Origin of the sequence: Paenibacillus sp. FSL K6-2524 (genome assembly GCF_038005525.1) — a bacterium.
In the GTDB taxonomy this organism is placed as follows: Bacteria; Bacillota; Bacilli; order Paenibacillales; family Paenibacillaceae; genus Fontibacillus; species Fontibacillus anaericanus.
The window spans coordinates 4,192,030-4,208,504 of sequence record NZ_JBBOSP010000001.1 but is presented as its reverse complement, the minus strand read 5'-3'; the positions used below and the strand labels follow the sequence as shown (position 1 = coordinate 4,208,504).

General features: G+C 44.7%; 14 protein-coding genes. 11 read left to right on the top strand and 3 right to left on the bottom strand.

The annotated features are described in order from the left end of the window. Positions 1–37: 37 nt before the first annotated feature. Positions 38–1,285, bottom strand: a complete 1,248-nt coding sequence (ftsW, locus tag NST85_RS19385) for a putative lipid II flippase FtsW (protein WP_341190133.1) — start codon at positions 1,283–1,285, stop codon at positions 38–40. 17 nt (positions 1,286–1,302) lie between these two features. After that, entirely contained in the window at positions 1,303–1,644 is a 342-nt protein-coding gene (locus NST85_RS19380; RefSeq protein ID WP_127191052.1) for a YugN family protein, read from the bottom strand. Positions 1,645–1,842: 198 nt separating this feature from the next. Between NST85_RS19380 and NST85_RS19375 the strand changes: the two genes are divergently transcribed. From NST85_RS19375 to NST85_RS19335, 9 genes are all read left to right on the top strand, one after another. Continuing rightward, positions 1,843–3,012 carry an amidohydrolase gene (locus NST85_RS19375; protein ID WP_341190132.1) on the top strand — a complete coding sequence of 390 codons (1,170 nt, stop codon included), beginning with the start codon at positions 1,843–1,845 and terminating at the stop codon, positions 3,010–3,012. 46 nt (positions 3,013–3,058) lie between these two features. Further along, positions 3,059–3,487 carry a CBS domain-containing protein gene (locus NST85_RS19370; protein ID WP_307396133.1) on the top strand — a complete coding sequence of 143 codons (429 nt, stop codon included), beginning with the start codon at positions 3,059–3,061 and terminating at the stop codon, positions 3,485–3,487. Positions 3,488–3,582: 95 nt separating this feature from the next. Continuing rightward, entirely contained in the window at positions 3,583–5,313 is a 1,731-nt protein-coding gene (locus tag NST85_RS19365; RefSeq protein WP_341190131.1) for a DNA repair helicase XPB, read from the top strand. Next, on the top strand, positions 5,310–7,103 hold the full coding sequence (locus NST85_RS19360) for a helicase-associated domain-containing protein (RefSeq protein ID WP_341190130.1): 1,794 nt from the start codon (positions 5,310–5,312) through the stop codon (positions 7,101–7,103). Before NST85_RS19365 ends, NST85_RS19360 begins: the two co-directional genes overlap by 4 nt. An 86-nt stretch (positions 7,104–7,189) precedes the next feature. After that, positions 7,190–7,630, top strand: a complete 441-nt coding sequence (locus NST85_RS19355; protein WP_341191138.1) for a YlbF family regulator — start codon at positions 7,190–7,192, stop codon at positions 7,628–7,630. 74 nt (positions 7,631–7,704) lie between these two features. Beyond that, positions 7,705–7,968, top strand: a complete 264-nt coding sequence (locus NST85_RS19350; protein ID WP_341190129.1) for a YlbG family protein — start codon at positions 7,705–7,707, stop codon at positions 7,966–7,968. Positions 7,969–8,151: 183 nt separating this feature from the next. Further along, positions 8,152–8,589: a hypothetical protein gene (locus tag NST85_RS19345; RefSeq protein ID WP_341190128.1), complete on the top strand. Its 438-nt coding sequence runs from the start codon at positions 8,152–8,154 to the stop codon at positions 8,587–8,589. A 108-nt stretch (positions 8,590–8,697) separates the two neighbouring features. Beyond that, positions 8,698–9,603 (top strand): selenium metabolism-associated LysR family transcriptional regulator, encoded by a 906-nt coding sequence (locus tag NST85_RS19340; RefSeq protein WP_341190127.1) that lies wholly within the window; start codon positions 8,698–8,700, stop codon positions 9,601–9,603. A gap of 22 nt (positions 9,604–9,625) precedes the next feature. Further along, on the top strand, positions 9,626–10,486 hold the full coding sequence (locus tag NST85_RS19335) for a PHP domain-containing protein (protein WP_341190126.1): 861 nt from the start codon (positions 9,626–9,628) through the stop codon (positions 10,484–10,486). Between the two features lie 109 nt (positions 10,487–10,595). Here NST85_RS19335 and NST85_RS19330 read toward each other — a convergent pair whose 3' ends face one another. Next, on the bottom strand, positions 10,596–12,377 hold the full coding sequence (locus tag NST85_RS19330; RefSeq protein ID WP_341190125.1) for an Rqc2 family fibronectin-binding protein: 1,782 nt from the start codon (positions 12,375–12,377) through the stop codon (positions 10,596–10,598). Positions 12,378–12,560: 183 nt separating this feature from the next. On the opposite strand from NST85_RS19330, the gene NST85_RS19325 reads away from it, so the two are divergent. After that, positions 12,561–15,365, top strand: coding sequence for a calcium-translocating P-type ATPase, SERCA-type (locus NST85_RS19325; RefSeq protein ID WP_341190124.1), 2,805 nt, complete (start codon positions 12,561–12,563; stop codon positions 15,363–15,365). Between the two features lie 85 nt (positions 15,366–15,450). Next, the gene (gene dapF, locus NST85_RS19320; protein ID WP_341190123.1) at positions 15,451–16,281 is read left to right on the top strand and encodes a diaminopimelate epimerase; all 831 of its coding nucleotides are present in this window, start codon (positions 15,451–15,453) and stop codon (positions 16,279–16,281) included. Positions 16,282–16,475 lie beyond the last annotated feature (194 nt).

Genomic DNA, 16,475 nt, shown 5'->3' with positions numbered 1-16,475 from the left:
GGGATTATCCTTGTTCAGCCCATTTGTTGTTTATTCATTATCGACGTCTGGAGGTGTTCAAGTCATAAGAGGCTTGCTTGACCACAACAGATTTGGTTCTTTCTTGCTTAGTTGGCAGTGACGATTGACGTGAAATACTAAGTACAATCCCCATGGCAACCATCATGACGAGTAGTGAAGAGCCGCCGTAACTAATGAAAGGAAGAGTTACGCCAGTAACGGGGATTGTTCTCGTAACACCGCCAATATTAATGAATGCCTGAATGGCGATCAATCCCATAATACCGACTCCGGTTAGCGTACCGAATATAGTGGAACTGCGAAGAGAGACAAGAATCCCCCTCCAAATAAAATATAGATAGAACAGTAAAAATATTAATGTACCGATAAAACCGAATTCTTCACCTATGACAGCGAATATAAAATCGTTATAAGAGTTGGTGAGATAGTGTAGTTTTTGGATGCCTTGCCCAAAGCCTGTTCCAGTCAATCCTCCATGACCAATGGCGGTTAGTGATTGAATAAGACTGAATCCCGTTCCTTGTGGATCATCCCAAGGGTTGATATAGGCTTGAAAGCGACCAATTTTGTAGTTTGCTCCTCCTGATGCAGTATCAACGACATCGCTAGGGTTAATTTTATCAATTAGCGCCCCGGCACCCAGCACGATACTTGCCCCAACGATTAACAGGAGAATAGAACCAAGAATATGCTTCAGATTGGCTCCACCTGCAAAAATAACTAATCCGGCGGTGGCAACGAGGATGAAACAAGAACCTAAATCGGGCTGGAGCATGATGAGCCCAGCTACGAACCCCACGATAACCATGACAGGAATATAGCCTGTTCGCAAGTCACGGAACCGTTCACCCTTCTTAGATATGAGGGCGGATAAATATAAGATCGTGGTAACTTTGGCAAGTTCCGTAGGTTGAATACCAAACTTACCTAGTGTGATCCAACTGCTGGCCCCGTTAATTGCACCTACAAAGGGAACAAACATTAGCAGAACAATGGCCAAAATAAAAACAGGGATAAACAACTTTTTGTATTTTTCGTAGGGGATATTCATCGTGATAAGCATACCGAATAGACCGAGAGCTCCGAAAAGCAGCTGACGTTTTGTGAAATACATCGGATCATACTGGAATCTTTCACTGACGAGAGTAATACTAGAACTAGAACTGAACACCATAACAACACCAAACCCTACTAATAATAGGGTGAGGATGAGCAATTGGAAATCGGGAGCCCCGCGTCTGGGCATTTCATTGTTATCTCTCATGTGGTTCTTCTTAAGCCTTAAGCCTCAAGAAGTTCCTTCAACTCAGCCAGCTTAACCTGTGCTGATTGTATGACATGAGGAGGGATTTCTGACTCGTAATCCAACCCGTGTGGGAATGTGGTTCGGCCCATATAGACCGCTTCAATATCCAGAACCGCGTCTGGCCGCTCCAATTTTCCTTCCACGGCGCGTGTGTTCATACGAAGGAAATACTCGTTGTTGTCAAATGTTATCTTGTAATCGTATGTGGCTCGGTAGTATTCCCATTGCCAGCGAACAAATCCAACCTTCTCGGATGTTTCATCTAGGTAGGCCAACTCGACTTTTAAACCTTCTAATCCGGTATTTTCAACAATCATCTTGTAGAATGCCCCCTTAAAAGTTCTCCTTTCATGATATTATGTTTCCATCACTTGTGCAAGAGAGGCAAGGGCTTCCAATATAGGATGCTTCAATGTTTACGGGCTCTGTGGCAACCTGATTTCTGATACAATGGAATAATAATACTGATAAGAAGATAAGGGACAATAGTTATACATAAAAAAGGAAGTGACTTTATGGAGGAAGAATTATTAAGAGAATTGTTACCAGCTATGGTGGAGCGGAGGAGACATTTGCATCGCCATCCAGAGCTTTCTTTTATGGAGAAAGAAACTACATCTTTTGTAAGGCATATTCTCGAAGAATTAGGTGTGGAATTATTTTCGGGCAAGGGTGATATCGGCGTCATTGGAACGATTAGAGGTGAACTACCCGGAAAGACGGTTGCCCTGCGAGCTGATATGGATGCGCTACCAATTCAGGATGAGAAGTCGTGTGAATATGCCTCACAAGTTCCCGGTGTCATGCATGCTTGTGGTCATGATGGGCACACGGCGATCCTATTAGCTGTGGCTGAATACTTCAGTCGCCAAAAGGAAAAGTTGCAGGGAACCATTCGCTTGATATTCCAACCAGCGGAGGAGGTTTGTCCCGGCGGTGCAGTATCAATGATCGAAGGAGGGGCTCTGGAGGGTGTCGATGTTATTTATGGCATACATCTATGGACACCGATTCCCGTCGGTACGGCGGCAAGCGCACCAGGTCCTTTGATGGCCTCAACCGATGAGTTTTTCATCGAAGTTCATGGCAAGGGTGGACATGGGGGAATGCCTCACATGGCAGTAGATAGTGTAGTAGCTGGCGCTGCACTAGTACTTCAGTTACAAAGTGTAGTGAGTCGTTCTATTGATCCATTAGATCCCGTTGTTGTGACAATCGGATCCATTCAGGGAGGAACTGCCCAGAATGTAATTGCTGAACGTTGCCGGCTGGCTGGCACGGTTCGTTGTTTCCGCGAGGAGACGCGAAGTATAATCCAGGGTAAGATTGAAACTTTGACTGAGCATACGGCTCAAGCATATGGGGCAAATTCATCGGTTGAATACATGAAGGGATATCCAAGTTTGATCAACGATCAGAATGAATTTAAGAGGTTTCTCCTTACCGCGATGGAAGTACCTAACCTAAAAGGGGAACTCTCTGCACAAATCATGCCTGCTGAGGATTTTGCTTATTATTTGCAGGAGGTGCCTGGTTGTTTTATATTGGTTGGTGCTGGAAATGAGGATAAGGGAATAGTATACCCGCATCATCATCCCAAATTTGATATTGATGAGGATGCCATGCTCCATGCCGCTGGATTGATGATTAAGATGGCAGAATCATATCAGCTTGAACATGCATAAAGTTTACCTAACTTTGGTATTATAAATGCTGAAGGAGGGGTTACAAGTGAGAAAAGTAAGTGAAATTATGACTACAAATGTTGTTACTGTTACCCCGCGGGATAATGTATATGAAGTTGCTGTTAAAATGAAAGAACACGATACCGGGTTCATTCCCGTTGTAGAAGTTGATGGGGACAGACTTCTCGGCGTTATTACTGACCGTGATTTGGTCGTGCGCGGAATTGCGGAGAAGCACCCTGGTTCTACGGCGGTCGAGGTCGTAATGACCAAAGGAATCAAGACAGCTTCACGTGATACCTCAGTAGAGGAGGCGGCCGAACTGATGGCAGAGCAACAAATCCGTCGCCTACCAGTGACTGAGGGAGACAGATTGGTGGGAATTGTGTCGATTGGAGACTTAGCGATCCGTACTATTTTCGCAGATGAAGCTGGAGAAGCATTGACGCAAATATCATCAGAGCAGATTCATTGATTCAAATGATAAGTGAGAGGATTTGTCAAAGAGAAGTTCGCGGTCTGTGGCGGGCTTCTTTAAGTCTATATGAGACTGGGAGGAGGCATAAATTCATGAATGGTGCAGGAGCCGGTATCGTCCAACGTGATTTCACTGTGTTGTTAGAGAAAGAACATCCTGGATTTGGAGAAGCTAGAGTGCAATTAACTCATTTCGCTGAGTTGGTGAAGAGTCCCGCTTCTTACCATACCTATCGAATTACCCCTCTTTCATTATGGAATGCTGCTGCCTCAGGTTTGACGGCAAAGGAAATCATCGAAATGTTACGGTTTATTTCTCGTTTTGATATGCCTGCAAAGGTAGTTTCGGATATCGAAAAGTGGATCTCTCGCTATGGATCGTTGAAGCTTCGGCGTCCAGAACATGAACCAGCTATCTTATGGTTGGAGTGTCAACCAGAGAATGTTGAGTTGCTGGACCGCTTGCAGAGTGAGTCCTCGCTATCAAAGTTACATTTGCAACGGGTGGAAGCACATCGGATGGTTCTGTCTGCAGATTTTCGAGGGGTGTTGAAGCAGGAATTGGTCCGACTAGGGTACCCCGTTACGGACGAAGTGGGATATCATAACGGACATCCACTTTCATTCAACATGCGATCTTCCTTGGGAAATGGTGAGCCTTTGTTGCTACGACCTTATCAGAAAGAAGGAGTCATTTCATTCGCAGGGCAAGAAAGGAATGGAGAGAATGGTGTTCTAGTTCTCCCTTGTGGTGCAGGTAAGACCGTGATTGGTATCGCGGTGATGGAGAGGTTTCAATGTGAGACTTTGATCTTGACATCGAACGTGACTTCGGTTCATCAGTGGATCACAGAAATTCTAGAGAAGACGACGCTGTCTGGAGAGGACGTGGGCGAATATTCAGGTAGTCACAAACAGGTGAGACCCGTGACCGTGTCCACTTATCAAATTCTGACACATCGGGCAAGTAAGGGAGAAGGCTTTAAACATATGGGCTTATTTAATCAGCGGGATTGGGGGCTCATTATATATGATGAAGTCCACCTACTACCAGCACCCGTATTTCGTGCGACAGCCGATATTCAAGCGACCCGCCGCCTAGGTCTGACGGCGACGTTAGTTCGAGAGGACGGTTGTGAATGTGATGTATTCTCTTTGATCGGACCCAAGAGATATGAGGTGCCTTGGAGAGAGCTAGAGAAGACGGGATTTATCGCTCAAGTGGAGTGCTGTGAAGTTAGAGTTTCGATGCCAATGACGCTCAGAGAACATTACATAAAAGCAGAAGGACGTGCGAAGTTCCGAATTGCTGCAGAGAATCCGCGGAAAATTGAATGGCTAAGGTCACTGATTGAACGGCATTCCGGACGTCAAATTCTTATTATTGGACAGTATTTGGACCAGTTGCGCAGTGTAGCCACACGACTGAATGTCCCGCTTATCACTGGCAACATGCCACAGGAGGAGCGTGGAGATCTGTTTGCAGCATTTCGGGCGGGGGATATTCATGTTCTAGTGGTATCCAAGGTAGCAAACTTTGCGGTTGATTTACCTGATGCCTCTGTTGCAATCCAAATTTCGGGTAGTTTTGGATCCCGTCAGGAAGAGGCACAGAGATTGGGGCGCATATTGCGACCTAAATCGGACGGAAGTCAGGCGTATTTTTATACCTTGGTATCTGAAGATACACGGGAACAAGATTTTGCAATGCGCAGACAACTATTTTTAATTGAGCAGGGGTATGAATATTCCGTTACGTTTGATCTTGAGGATGGATCTAACTTTCCTATTGCAGTGGGGGCGCAGGAGGGAACTCATCTATGATGAAACTTCCCGAACAGCAGCGCATTGCTGCAGCGATTGCGAGAATGGGATATTTACATCCAGTAGATTCAGCAGCATTGGCCGCCATATTTCAACGATATGCTGGATTACCGTTTAAGCTGGACGGCTTAAATGAGATGACAACTGGGAGACTTAGCGGCGCTGATCTACGTGCAGCAATCCCACTTTTGATCCAGCAAGGGTTCTTATTTTCAGTAAAGAAAATATGGGGGGAGCGGTTGTTTTATATTCCATTTGATTTGCTCTCGTCACTTCAAGAAAGGTATACCGTTCATCCTATCGAACTAAGTAACAAAGTGGATATAGATCTATATAAAGAGTCAAAACGTGGATTAGCATATGATTTGTTCCGTACACTGGCGTGGATTGAATTTAATGGTCTGCCAGTTACAGTTAAGGGAACGCCTTATCAAAAGGCACTGAATAAAATGGAGGGCCAAATTCATTTGACTGCGGAGGATATTGTGGGTCTTTCGCTATATTATACCGATCAAGATGTCTATTCTCCGCACATAGCAGTTGTGTTTGATATGTTAATGAAATTTGATCTTATTGTTAAAGAGCAGAGAGAGTGGAGAATAAACCCGGTTAACCTTAGATCTTGGTTGGAACTGGACATACAAGAGATGAACTCCGCCATATTTCGTCAGCTCCTTCTAAGATATGTCCCGTCAGACGTTGTGCTGCAGCATTTCGTATTTAGGAAGGCATCTTCCGACTTGACATGCGGAGTGTGGTACGGTCTACAAGATGTGTTAACTTCACTTCGGAGACAGGGAATATTGAAGGAAGCTATATCGAAGGAGCAGGATTTATGGATGAGAAGTTGGCTAACTGCCTTATGTGGATTTGGTTGGTTGGAACTTGGACATGGTCAAGAAGACCAATTGTATCTAAGGTGGCTTATTAAGCCTAGATTCACTAAGGAAATGGAATTCCCAAAGCAGCAACTAATCGATGCTGAGGCCTTGTCTGTCGATATGTCGGAAATAAATATATCCATAGCGATGAATCGTCATCCTCGTTCGGGAAGATGTCATATCCAACCGGATTTTGAAATTCTCGTACCGCCGGATGTGTCATTTGAAGTGCGATGGGAATTGGAGGCCTTCTCCGATAATATAACAATGGATACGATGTCAGTTTACCAAATCAACCGATCGAGTGTGACTCTAGCCGCTCGGCAAGGCCTTTCATCTAAGGAAATATTAGCTGTATTGCACGAGCAGTCTTCAGGCGTTCCGAATAATGTAAGATTAGCGATTGAGCAGTGGAGCCGGGAGATAGAACAAACTATAATACCCGAGAAACAACGGTCTTGGTGCAAGGATCAGAAGACCGCAGGTACGACGTTTGTCGGAGTAAGTGCTGGTGTGACGGGTTTGCCTGTAGAGCAAGGATGGATATTTAGTGGTAGGGATTACAAGTCGTATGAACGAGATAATGTTATTCCCACAACCACCGAACTGTTCCCCGGACTTGAGGATATCCCTGTGATATGGTTCAAAGAGATGAGGGACTATCACGTCTCTACAGCCCGGAAGATCATTGCACAAGCCTTAACTTGGCGCACAAAAATTGAATTACAAATACAGGGTGAAAGAGTAGAGTATCTACCCTTGACTTTGATAGGTGAAGAGAGCTGGAAAATGAAAGGCATGATGTTCACTATGAAGGATAGCATAGGGGTTGAACATGTCTTGGCACCAGGAGAGTGGGAAGCCTTGCGACTGATTATTCCTGACATAAAGCGGAAAATGCTGCAATGAAACTCTTCTTCTCTAAGTAAGATTGTGGTATGATAATGTCGTCTACTCTGAGTAGAACAATACACAACAGAATCGAGTTGAAATTCATGAGCGTATCGGAAATCAACACGGTTGATATGGCCGAATTACTAACTAGCGCCTATGAATTAGGCGATATGATAAACAATTCAACCGCTGTCTCCAGCTATTTGTACTGGAAACGGCGTGTTGAGGAAGATATTGAAGTACAGAAGCTAGTGAAGAAACTTTCTGCTAAGAGAGAGCTTTTTGAAGAGACCGAGCGTTTTGGTCATTTTCATCCCAACTATCACGAAGCTAAGGATAAGGTGGCGGAAGTAGAGCGGGAACTTGAGCAATTCGAAGCGGTTCGTAACTTCAAGAATGCAGAGAAAGAGCTTGATGATATTCTGCATCAACTGTCGGAGACTATTGCACATTCCGTTTCAGATAGTATTAAAGTGCCTAGCAATGATCCCAATCCCTCTGGTGGCGGATGCGGAAGCGGTGGCAAATGTAGTTGCGGCTAAAGTGGGGAGCAGACAAACTAGAAAGCTTGTCTATTCCGGGTTAAATAACAGGCGATAGAACGGGAGGTAAATGGATGTTTCCGGAGCGTACAGGCTATATTATATGGGTTAGTGATTTGAAAGCTGCAAGAAATTTAGATAAATACGGGAGTGTGCACTACTTATCCCGACGGATGCATTATGTTGTTATGTATGTGAATGCTGATCGTGCGGAAGACATCATGAAGAATGTTCGTAAGCTATCTTATGTTCGAAAGATCGAACGTTCTTATCGCAATGAGATCAAGACAGAGTATTCAAAAGATGTTCCAGATAAAACCCTTTATTACGGGTTATAATATGATTTCGTGAATAGCAGCCCAACTCGGGCTGCTATTTTTGCGTGAAGATATGATCTGGTTTTACCGGTGGACGTAGGAACTATTAACGAATACGTATCTTGTAGAACATTGTGGAATGTTGTAGTATAATAGGTAATTATACTTAGTCATTAAGACCTATTAACTTTCGAGAGGTGCGGCATGAGAGAAAAGGTTAAAGAACGGTGGGGAACACCGGAGGTATTCCCTATACTTTTGGGTGACAAAAGGGTTACCGATATCGTAATAACCAACCATGCCAAGGTAAGGTATAACGATCGGATCAACCGAAACAGCACGAACTATGATGATATTGCTGTTTGGGCATGGGATTGCCTGAAGCAAGGCCGTATTAAGCCTTATTATCGAAACGAAGAGGACGTTTATCTTGTTGACGACGATCTCGTGATGGTAGCCGAGTTTGCAGAAATTCCTGATGAAGTAAATCCTGCAGGAAGACCCATGCACCGAATGATTGTGGTCACTTTTCTTGGGCGTATGTCTGAAACAATCGAGCTGCGCGATTTGAAATCTTACTATTCATGGCTTCGGCATTCCCGTCGTATGACTTTGATGAAGAACAGTCGTAAACAAAGGTGAAATATAAATAGATACATAATTAAACATAAAGCATGCGCTCCTTTGCTCATGCTTTTTTTGTGCACCCTTCCATGCTATTGTAGGGGGAGGGAAGGGAAGTGGATCTTAATGGCACTAAATTATCATCAATTACATATCTTTTATACCGTTGCACAGCGGGGAAGTTTCTCGGTTGCAGCACAGGCGTTACATATGACCCAACCAGCAGTGACAATGCAGATTCAGTCGTTGGAGGATTACTTTGGCAGCAAACTGTTAGTGCGATCAACCAAAAAAATCGAATTAACGGAAGCAGGTGAAACATTACTCCCTTTTGCCCGTCAAAGCATGGAGCTGATTCGGGAGACAGAGCAAGCTATGTCTAGTTTCACTTTTATGTTAGAGGGTAGATTACAATTGGGTGCAAGTCTAACGATTGGGGAATATGTATTGCCTCGCTTGTTGGGTCCGTTTGGTCGCCAATATCCACAAATTTCGATTATGTTAAAAGTTATGAACACGACTCAAATTGTCGAAGAGATTGTGAATCATCAATTGAACTTCGGACTAGTTGAAGCACCTGTGCATCATCCCGATCTGGTATTTGAAGCTGTTATGGAAGATGAGCTGAAGCTTATAGTACCAACTGGACATCCATTGGCTGGGAGAAGACAGGTCGGAATCGAAGAAGTGATGTCGTATCCTTTTGTACTTCGAGAGAAGGGTTCAGGAACTCGACAAGTGATGGAAGAAGAACTAGAACGCAGAGGAATCGATCCAACCCGGATGAAGACAGTGATGGAACTAGGTAGCACGGGTGCGGTGAAATCGGCGGTTGAAGCGGGTTTTGGATTAACCTTGATTTCTCCTTCTTCGGTGAAACATGAGGTTGCTTTGGGTCTAGTGGAAATACTGGACATAAAGGATATATCGTTTAAAAGACAATTTTATTCTATTCATTTAAAATCTACCCTACTACCCGTGTCTGCAGTCACATTCCTGACGTTTCTGCGGGAACACAAACTGCTACCGTAATATATAAGGAGTTGAAGTAGATATGAGATCAATCGAGGGTAATGGAACATGTGATTTGCATACCCATACGAGAGCTTCGGACGGAATGAATTCACCTACTGAGAACGTATTACTTGCTAAGGATAAAGGGTTATCTGGTATAGCGATCACAGATCATGATACAGTGGCTGGCGTCGCAGAGGCCTTGGAAGCTGGTCTTGAGGCTGGAATTCTTGTCGTACCCGGGATTGAAATTAGTACTAGTGCTGAAGGGAAAGATATTCATATTTTAGGATATGGACTGAATTTCACGGATGAGCTACTACTTGAAAGGTTGGATCAATTACGTACAACGCGGGAGTCGAGAAACGAGATGATTCTAGCCAAGTTGCGTGGACTAGGCATGTCTATTACGCTTCAAGAGGTGAAGGACGGTCTGGGTCGTCCCCTTTTGCCTGATGAGAGTATTGGTCGACCACATATCGCTGATGCCATGGTGCGCAAAGGATATGCCGACAATCTGCGGGATGCGTTTAATCGTTTTTTGGGAGAAGGTCAACTGGCTTATGCTTCAGTACCACGGATTGCTCCAGAGGAAGCGATGATGTGGATTCGTGATGCAGGTGGTGCACCTGTTCTTGCCCATCCGGGACTGTATGGAGATAATAACTTGGTTCGTAAGATTGTGGAGAATGGGAAGCCCTCAGGGATTGAAGTATACCATTCTGATCATGGTCCTAAGGAAGAGATATGTTACCTTGAAATAGCAAAAGAGTATGGGCTGATACCTACGGGTGGGTCGGATTATCACGGTGTTCGGCAAGGCGTCGTATTTCATGGTGATATAGGCAGTCGTTATGTACCGATAGAGACAGTTGCACAACTCAAAGAGACCACGAATTGACAAAAGACAAAGGCTCCTCTGCACGATTGGAAGTTTCAATCATGCAGGGGAGCCTTGATTTTTTTTTAGCAAAAATACTGGTCTTATTGTTGCCGAAATTCAATTATTTTCATTTGATAGAGTTAGGTAGCTTCTTGATCATTTGTTCATCGGGTGTGACGTACAGTGTTTTCTGATGGTCGTATATGACAAAACCAGGTTTGGCTCCACTTGGTTTCCGAACATGCCGAATCAAAGTACAATCTACCGGAACACTACTAGATTCTTTAGCCTGACTGAAATATGCCGCCAATTGGGCAGCTTCGTTTAAAGTCGCCTCACCGAAGGTTGCGCTACGGATAAGTACATGCGAACCCGGAATATCTTTAGTGTGTAGCCATGTATCATTCGAGTTACCAAGTTTATTCGTGACATATTCGTTCTGAAGGTTATTTTTACCGACATAGATTTCAATGCCTTCCGAGGAAGTGAAGACATGTAGTGTCGGACGAGTATCCTTCTTTTTTTTCTTCTTGTTATTCTTTTTTCCACGTTCCCTTAAATATTCTTGCTGGACTAATTCCTCACGAATTTCTTCGATATCAGTTATCGAGGCATAGGTTAGCTGCTGGAGGAGTCCTTCTAAGTAGGTAATTTCCTCTCTTGTTTTACTCATTTGCTCGTCTATGGCCGCAAGGCTGTTCTTGAACTTGTTATATTTCTTAAAATAACGCTGTGCATTCTCAGAAGGGGTAAGCAGATGATCCAGTGGGATCGTTAAGGTGTTCTGTTCCTCATCATAATAATTGACAAGTTTCACCTCACGGTCACCTTTACTGATCAGATGCAGAGAAGATAATAGTAACTCGCCCGAAATGCGGTAGCGCTCAGCGTCATCCGCTTCAGCTAGATCCTTCTCCAGATTAGTTAACTTTTTGATGTTCTTATTACGTTCGTTCTGTAGAAAGCGTAAGAGGTCGCCTGTTCTTTGCTTGACAGTGTCCCGTAGCGCCTTATCTCCGTAATAGGCTTCCATACATTGACTGATGGAGTCGAAGGTTCGAATCTCCCCTTGCACAAGACGCAGAGGTATTGCTGAGAAAACACTTTTCCCTTTGGAATTGTTCCCGATAAGCGGGGAATAGCGTTGCTCACGGATCTCACTCATTATTTCGCTGAAGGAAGTCCATAACGTCTCGTTGTTCAGGTCTGTTAAGTTATCTGTTGCATCGTTTCCCGCAAGCGAAGTTTCCCCATATGCTCGGAAATAGATCTCTTCGGCGATTAAAGGACTAAGCCCGCTGTAGGCGTTCACTATCCACGCTTTCCCCACGTTCTCTTCCTTATTGTCTGCTTCCGTAAGTGCGGCTAGAAATTCTTCCTTACTGGATTCCAGAGGATTCAACTTATGCTGCTGTGGAGGCTCACTGTATGTAAACCCAGGCATAACGATCCGAAAAGTGCTAATGGCGGGTGTCACATGATGTATGCCGTCAAGCTGGATTCCCGTGTTTGGATCAACCAGAATAATGTTACTATGACGTCCCATTAATTCAATAATGATCCGCTTTTGTGACATATCACCGAGTTCATCACGTTGCCGAACATCGATATGAATGATCCGCTCCATCCCGATTTGCGAGATAGACTCAATAACACTGCCTTCACAGTGTTTGCGTAGAAGCATACAGAACATAGGGGCTTCCTGCGGATTAGGGAATGATTCTTCAGTGAAGTGTACCCGTGGATAAGTAGGATTCGCTGAAAGTATGAGACGTCGATTCTCGCTCTGGGAGCGCAGGTTAAAGATGATGTCGCTTGTTGAAGGTTGATGTATTTTATTGATGCGTCCGCCCACACAAACTTGTAGTTCGTGGACGATGGAACGCGTAACAATGCCATCTAATGCCATATCGTATATTCTCCTATCTATAAATTACATAGTGCTAAGTAGCACTATCCTTATGATGCCATACTTTAGGCAAAAACTTAAGAGCCTCGCTGTGATAATTTGGGACTGGCTTGAATACATTTACCCTAGGTGGAAAAGCCTTCACGCTATAAACGCAATAAATACGGAAGGGGAATACGGAGAATGGAACAAAAAAACTGGCACCAGCTAAGCGGAGATGAACTTCTGGAATCGTTCGGCGTCACGCGTGAGCAGGGCCTGACCGAGGAAGATACGGAGCGAAGACGTCAAGAAAGTGGATGGAACGAACTGTTGGAGGGGGCACGGATATCACCGTTCATATTATTTTTGAACCAATTCAAAGATTTTATGATGCTGGTGCTCATGGGCGCCACTTTGATCTCTGGACTTCTCGGCGAGTATTTGGACGCCGTTACCATTATAGCCATCGTCATTCTTAATGGGGTTCTAGGATTTGTGCAGGAATTCCGGGCGGAACGTTCGCTAAGAGCACTCAAGCAACTATCGGCACCTCACGCTAATGTATTGAGACAAGGAAAGATTCAGAATGTGACTGCTAGGGAACTCGTACCGGGTGATATCGTAATAATGGAGAGCGGCGACCGTATTCCGGCAGATATCCGTTGGATTGTAACGAACAGTTTAGATGTGGAAGAGTCCGCTCTTACCGGGGAATCACATCCAGTTGGGAAACACACAAAAGCGCTCTATGAGCTGGAAGTCCCCCTCGGAGATCAGAAAAACATGGGTTTTATGGGTACCATGATCACGCGCGGCTCTGGTAAAGGGATTGTTGTTAGAAGTGGGATGGACACAGAAATGGGCAAAATTGCTGACTTGCTCCAAAATACGGAGACACAAGATACACCATTACAGCGGCGGCTTGCACAACTCGGGAAAATATTGATTTACTTGTCACTAGCACTAACCGTGCTTGTTGTTCTTGTAGGTATTATTAATGGTCAACCGGCGGGCAGCATGTTTCTTGCGGGGGTCAGCCTTGCAGTTGCCGCAATTCCGGAAGGACTTCCTGCTATCGTTACGATAGCATTAGCTTTGGGTGTGCAACGGATGATCAAGCGTAAGGCGATTGTTCGTAAGCTACCTTCAGTTGAGACGCTTGGTTGTGCTTCTGTAATTTGTAGTGACAAAACTGGGACACTTACCCAGAATAAAATGACAGTTACGAAGTTATGGCTCGAGGGGCGTTCTCTTGAAGTTACGGGGGAAGGCTATGAACCTGTGGGGAATATTCTCGATCAAGGGCTACCAGTTGATCTGAAGAGAGATCAAACTTTACGTCGCTTGCTCCAAATCAGCTCATTGTGTGGTAATGCGGTAATTTTTGAAGAGGATACTGGAGAAGAAGGGCGTCCACGTCGTAAAGGAAAGGAAGACGCAGCTGAATCTCAGTGGAGGTTGAAAGGGGACCCGACAGAGGGAGCGCTCGTTGTCCTATCTTCAAAGATGGGACTATCTCCTACATCGCTAGGAAGTATGTACACGCGAGAGGTAGAGTTCCCATTCGATTCCAAGCGCAAGCGGATGTCAGTTGTTGTTTCCCATCAAGGCGGAAAAATTGTATTAGTTAAAGGTGCACCAGATATGCTTCTGGAACAGTGCTCCTACATTTTATGGGGGGGAAAAGTTGTTCCCCTTACGGGTACGTTCCGACAAAAGGTCTTAGCTTCAAACGAGGAGATGGCGAGAGGTGCTCTGCGTGTTCTCGGAATGGCTTATCGTGAACTGCGTCCCCAAGATAGTATGGATAATGAAGATGCGGTCGAATCTCAATTGATCTTCGTTGGATTGACGGGAATGATTGATCCGCCTCGACGTGAAGCCAGAGAAGCGATCTCTGTGTGTCGTCGAGCAGGTATCAAGACGGTGATGATCACTGGGGATCATGGACTAACGGCTGAAGCTATTGCAAACGAATTAGGCATCATGCCACGAGGTGGACATTCCATGTCAGGGCAACAATTGGCGGTGCTATCTGATGAGGAGTTGGACCGTCAGGTTGAAGGGATCTACGTATATTCTCGTGTCTCACCAGAACATAAGCTGCGGATCGTCAAGGCATTACAGAATAGAGGACATGTCGTTGCCATGACAGGTGACGGAGTAAATGATGCGCCAGCGATTAAAGCGGCGGACATAGGGATTTCAATGGGGATCACGGGAACGGATGTAGCTAAGGAAGCCTCATCACTCATCCTGAGCGATGATAATTTCTCATCTGTTGTAGCCGCGATTGAAGAGGGCCGGAATATCTACGAGAATATTCGTAAATTTATTAGATACCTACTTGCTTCAAATGTAGGTGAAATATTAACGATGCTCTTTGCCATGTTAGCCGGACTGCCTCTGCCATTGCTTCCGATCCAAATTTTATGGGTAAACCTTGTTACTGATGGACTCCCAGCTATGGCACTAGGGGTAGACCAACCGGAGAAAGATCTAATGGAACACAAGCCGCGCGGAGCGAACGAGAATATCTTTGCCAGACGTATGGGCTGGAAAATATTAAGTCGCGGTTTTTTGATTGGAATCTGTACTCTAGGTGCTTTCTGGCTCACCTATCGAATTGCTCCTAATGATGCGGGCCAATTAATAAAGGCACAGTCGGTTGCTTTTGCAACCCTAGTCATGGCGCAGTTGATTCATGTATTTGATTGCCGTAGCTCTCGTTCTATCTTCCATCGTAATATTTTCCAAAATCGCTACTTGGTTGTCGCAGTCTTATCATCGGTTCTATTGCTTCTTGGCGTAATGTACATTGAACCACTACAACCGATCTTCAAGACCGTACCACTCGGGACTCGTGAATGGGCGATTACCTTGGTAGCTGCAGGCATTCCGACATTCTTACTTGGCGCAGGAAGCGTCTGGTCGGGCAATCGTCGTCGCAAATATAACGGTCCTCGTCCCATGGTCCCAGCGAAAAGTACAAATTTTCGTGCATAAAATCAATACTCTTTCGAGGCGCTAAAATATAGACTTACCCCATGGAGCTAAGCTTTGCTTCGCAAAGCTTGAAGGAGTGGGGTAAATGGAATTCACGAAAATGCATGGATTAGGTAATGATTTTCTTGTGATATATGGTGAATTAGAGCTGCCGGAGAATGTCTCGGAGCTAGCGGTTAAATATTGCAACCGATTTTTCGGTGTTGGTGCCGATGGTTTGGTATTTATACTGCCTTCGGATGAAGCTGATTTCAAAATGCGGATAATCAACTCAGACGGAACGGAAGCGGAGCAGTGTGGTAACGCCATTCGTTGCGTTTCCAAATTTGTGTACGACAACGGCTACATTAACAAACAGCAGATTACGATTGAGACAATTGGTGCAGGAGTTCAACAGGTAAGTTTGCAGGTGGAACAAGGCACCGTAAAAACTGCACGGGTTGATATGGGAGAGCCAGTGCTAGATGGGCTAGCTATTCCGACTACCTTAGAAGGTAATCCCGTGATAAATCATCACATTGATGCTGGGGGAGCGGAGTTTTCGTTTACCGCTGTTTCGATGGGAAATCCACATTGTGTCATATATGTAGATGATGCGCCTGAATTTGATCTGGGAACATGGGGACCACAAATTGAAGTACATTCGTACTTCCCTCGTAAAGTTAATGTTGAATTCGCAACCGTTACTTCCCGGGATAGGGTAGAAATGCGTGTATGGGAACGTGGAGCTGGTCCAACATTAGCATGTGGAACGGGGGCTTGCGCTACTTTGGTCTCCTCCGTGCTAAATGGTCTTACGGATCGTGCAGCATGGATTGGACTGAAGGGCGGGGATTTGTTTATCGAATGGGATGAACATGACAACCACGTCTACATGACCGGTCCCGCAGAAGTGGTATACCAGGGTAACGTGTGAAGAGAATCTCTGATCCATGTTTAAAAACAGTAGGCCTAGGATTATCCTAGGCCTACTGTTTTACTCTTTTTTTCACTTACCTATAACAAAGATTCAATAGAATCCAAGAACAATTCTTATCATTCCGAGGGATTTATGATACATTAGAATGAAATTATCAACACAATGATAAAGTAATCATTTCTTTTGTTGGA

Coding starts and splice junctions, on each gene's coding strand:
- ftsW (WP_341190133.1), bottom strand. CDS start 1,285: ATGAGAGATAACAATGAAATGCCCAGACGCGGGGCTCCCGATTTCCAA.
- NST85_RS19380 (WP_127191052.1), bottom strand. CDS start 1,644: ATGATTGTTGAAAATACCGGATTAGAAGGTTTAAAAGTCGAGTTGGCC.
- NST85_RS19375 (WP_341190132.1), top strand. CDS start 1,843: ATGGAGGAAGAATTATTAAGAGAATTGTTACCAGCTATGGTGGAGCGG.
- NST85_RS19365 (WP_341190131.1), top strand. CDS start 3,583: ATGAATGGTGCAGGAGCCGGTATCGTCCAACGTGATTTCACTGTGTTG.
- NST85_RS19360 (WP_341190130.1), top strand. CDS start 5,310: ATGATGAAACTTCCCGAACAGCAGCGCATTGCTGCAGCGATTGCGAGA.
- NST85_RS19355 (WP_341191138.1), top strand. CDS start 7,190: ATGAGCGTATCGGAAATCAACACGGTTGATATGGCCGAATTACTAACT.
- NST85_RS19350 (WP_341190129.1), top strand. CDS start 7,705: ATGTTTCCGGAGCGTACAGGCTATATTATATGGGTTAGTGATTTGAAA.
- NST85_RS19345 (WP_341190128.1), top strand. CDS start 8,152: ATGAGAGAAAAGGTTAAAGAACGGTGGGGAACACCGGAGGTATTCCCT.
- NST85_RS19340 (WP_341190127.1), top strand. CDS start 8,698: ATGGCACTAAATTATCATCAATTACATATCTTTTATACCGTTGCACAG.
- NST85_RS19335 (WP_341190126.1), top strand. CDS start 9,626: ATGAGATCAATCGAGGGTAATGGAACATGTGATTTGCATACCCATACG.
- NST85_RS19330 (WP_341190125.1), bottom strand. CDS start 12,377: ATGGCATTAGATGGCATTGTTACGCGTTCCATCGTCCACGAACTACAA.
- NST85_RS19325 (WP_341190124.1), top strand. CDS start 12,561: ATGGAACAAAAAAACTGGCACCAGCTAAGCGGAGATGAACTTCTGGAA.
- dapF (WP_341190123.1), top strand. CDS start 15,451: ATGGAATTCACGAAAATGCATGGATTAGGTAATGATTTTCTTGTGATA.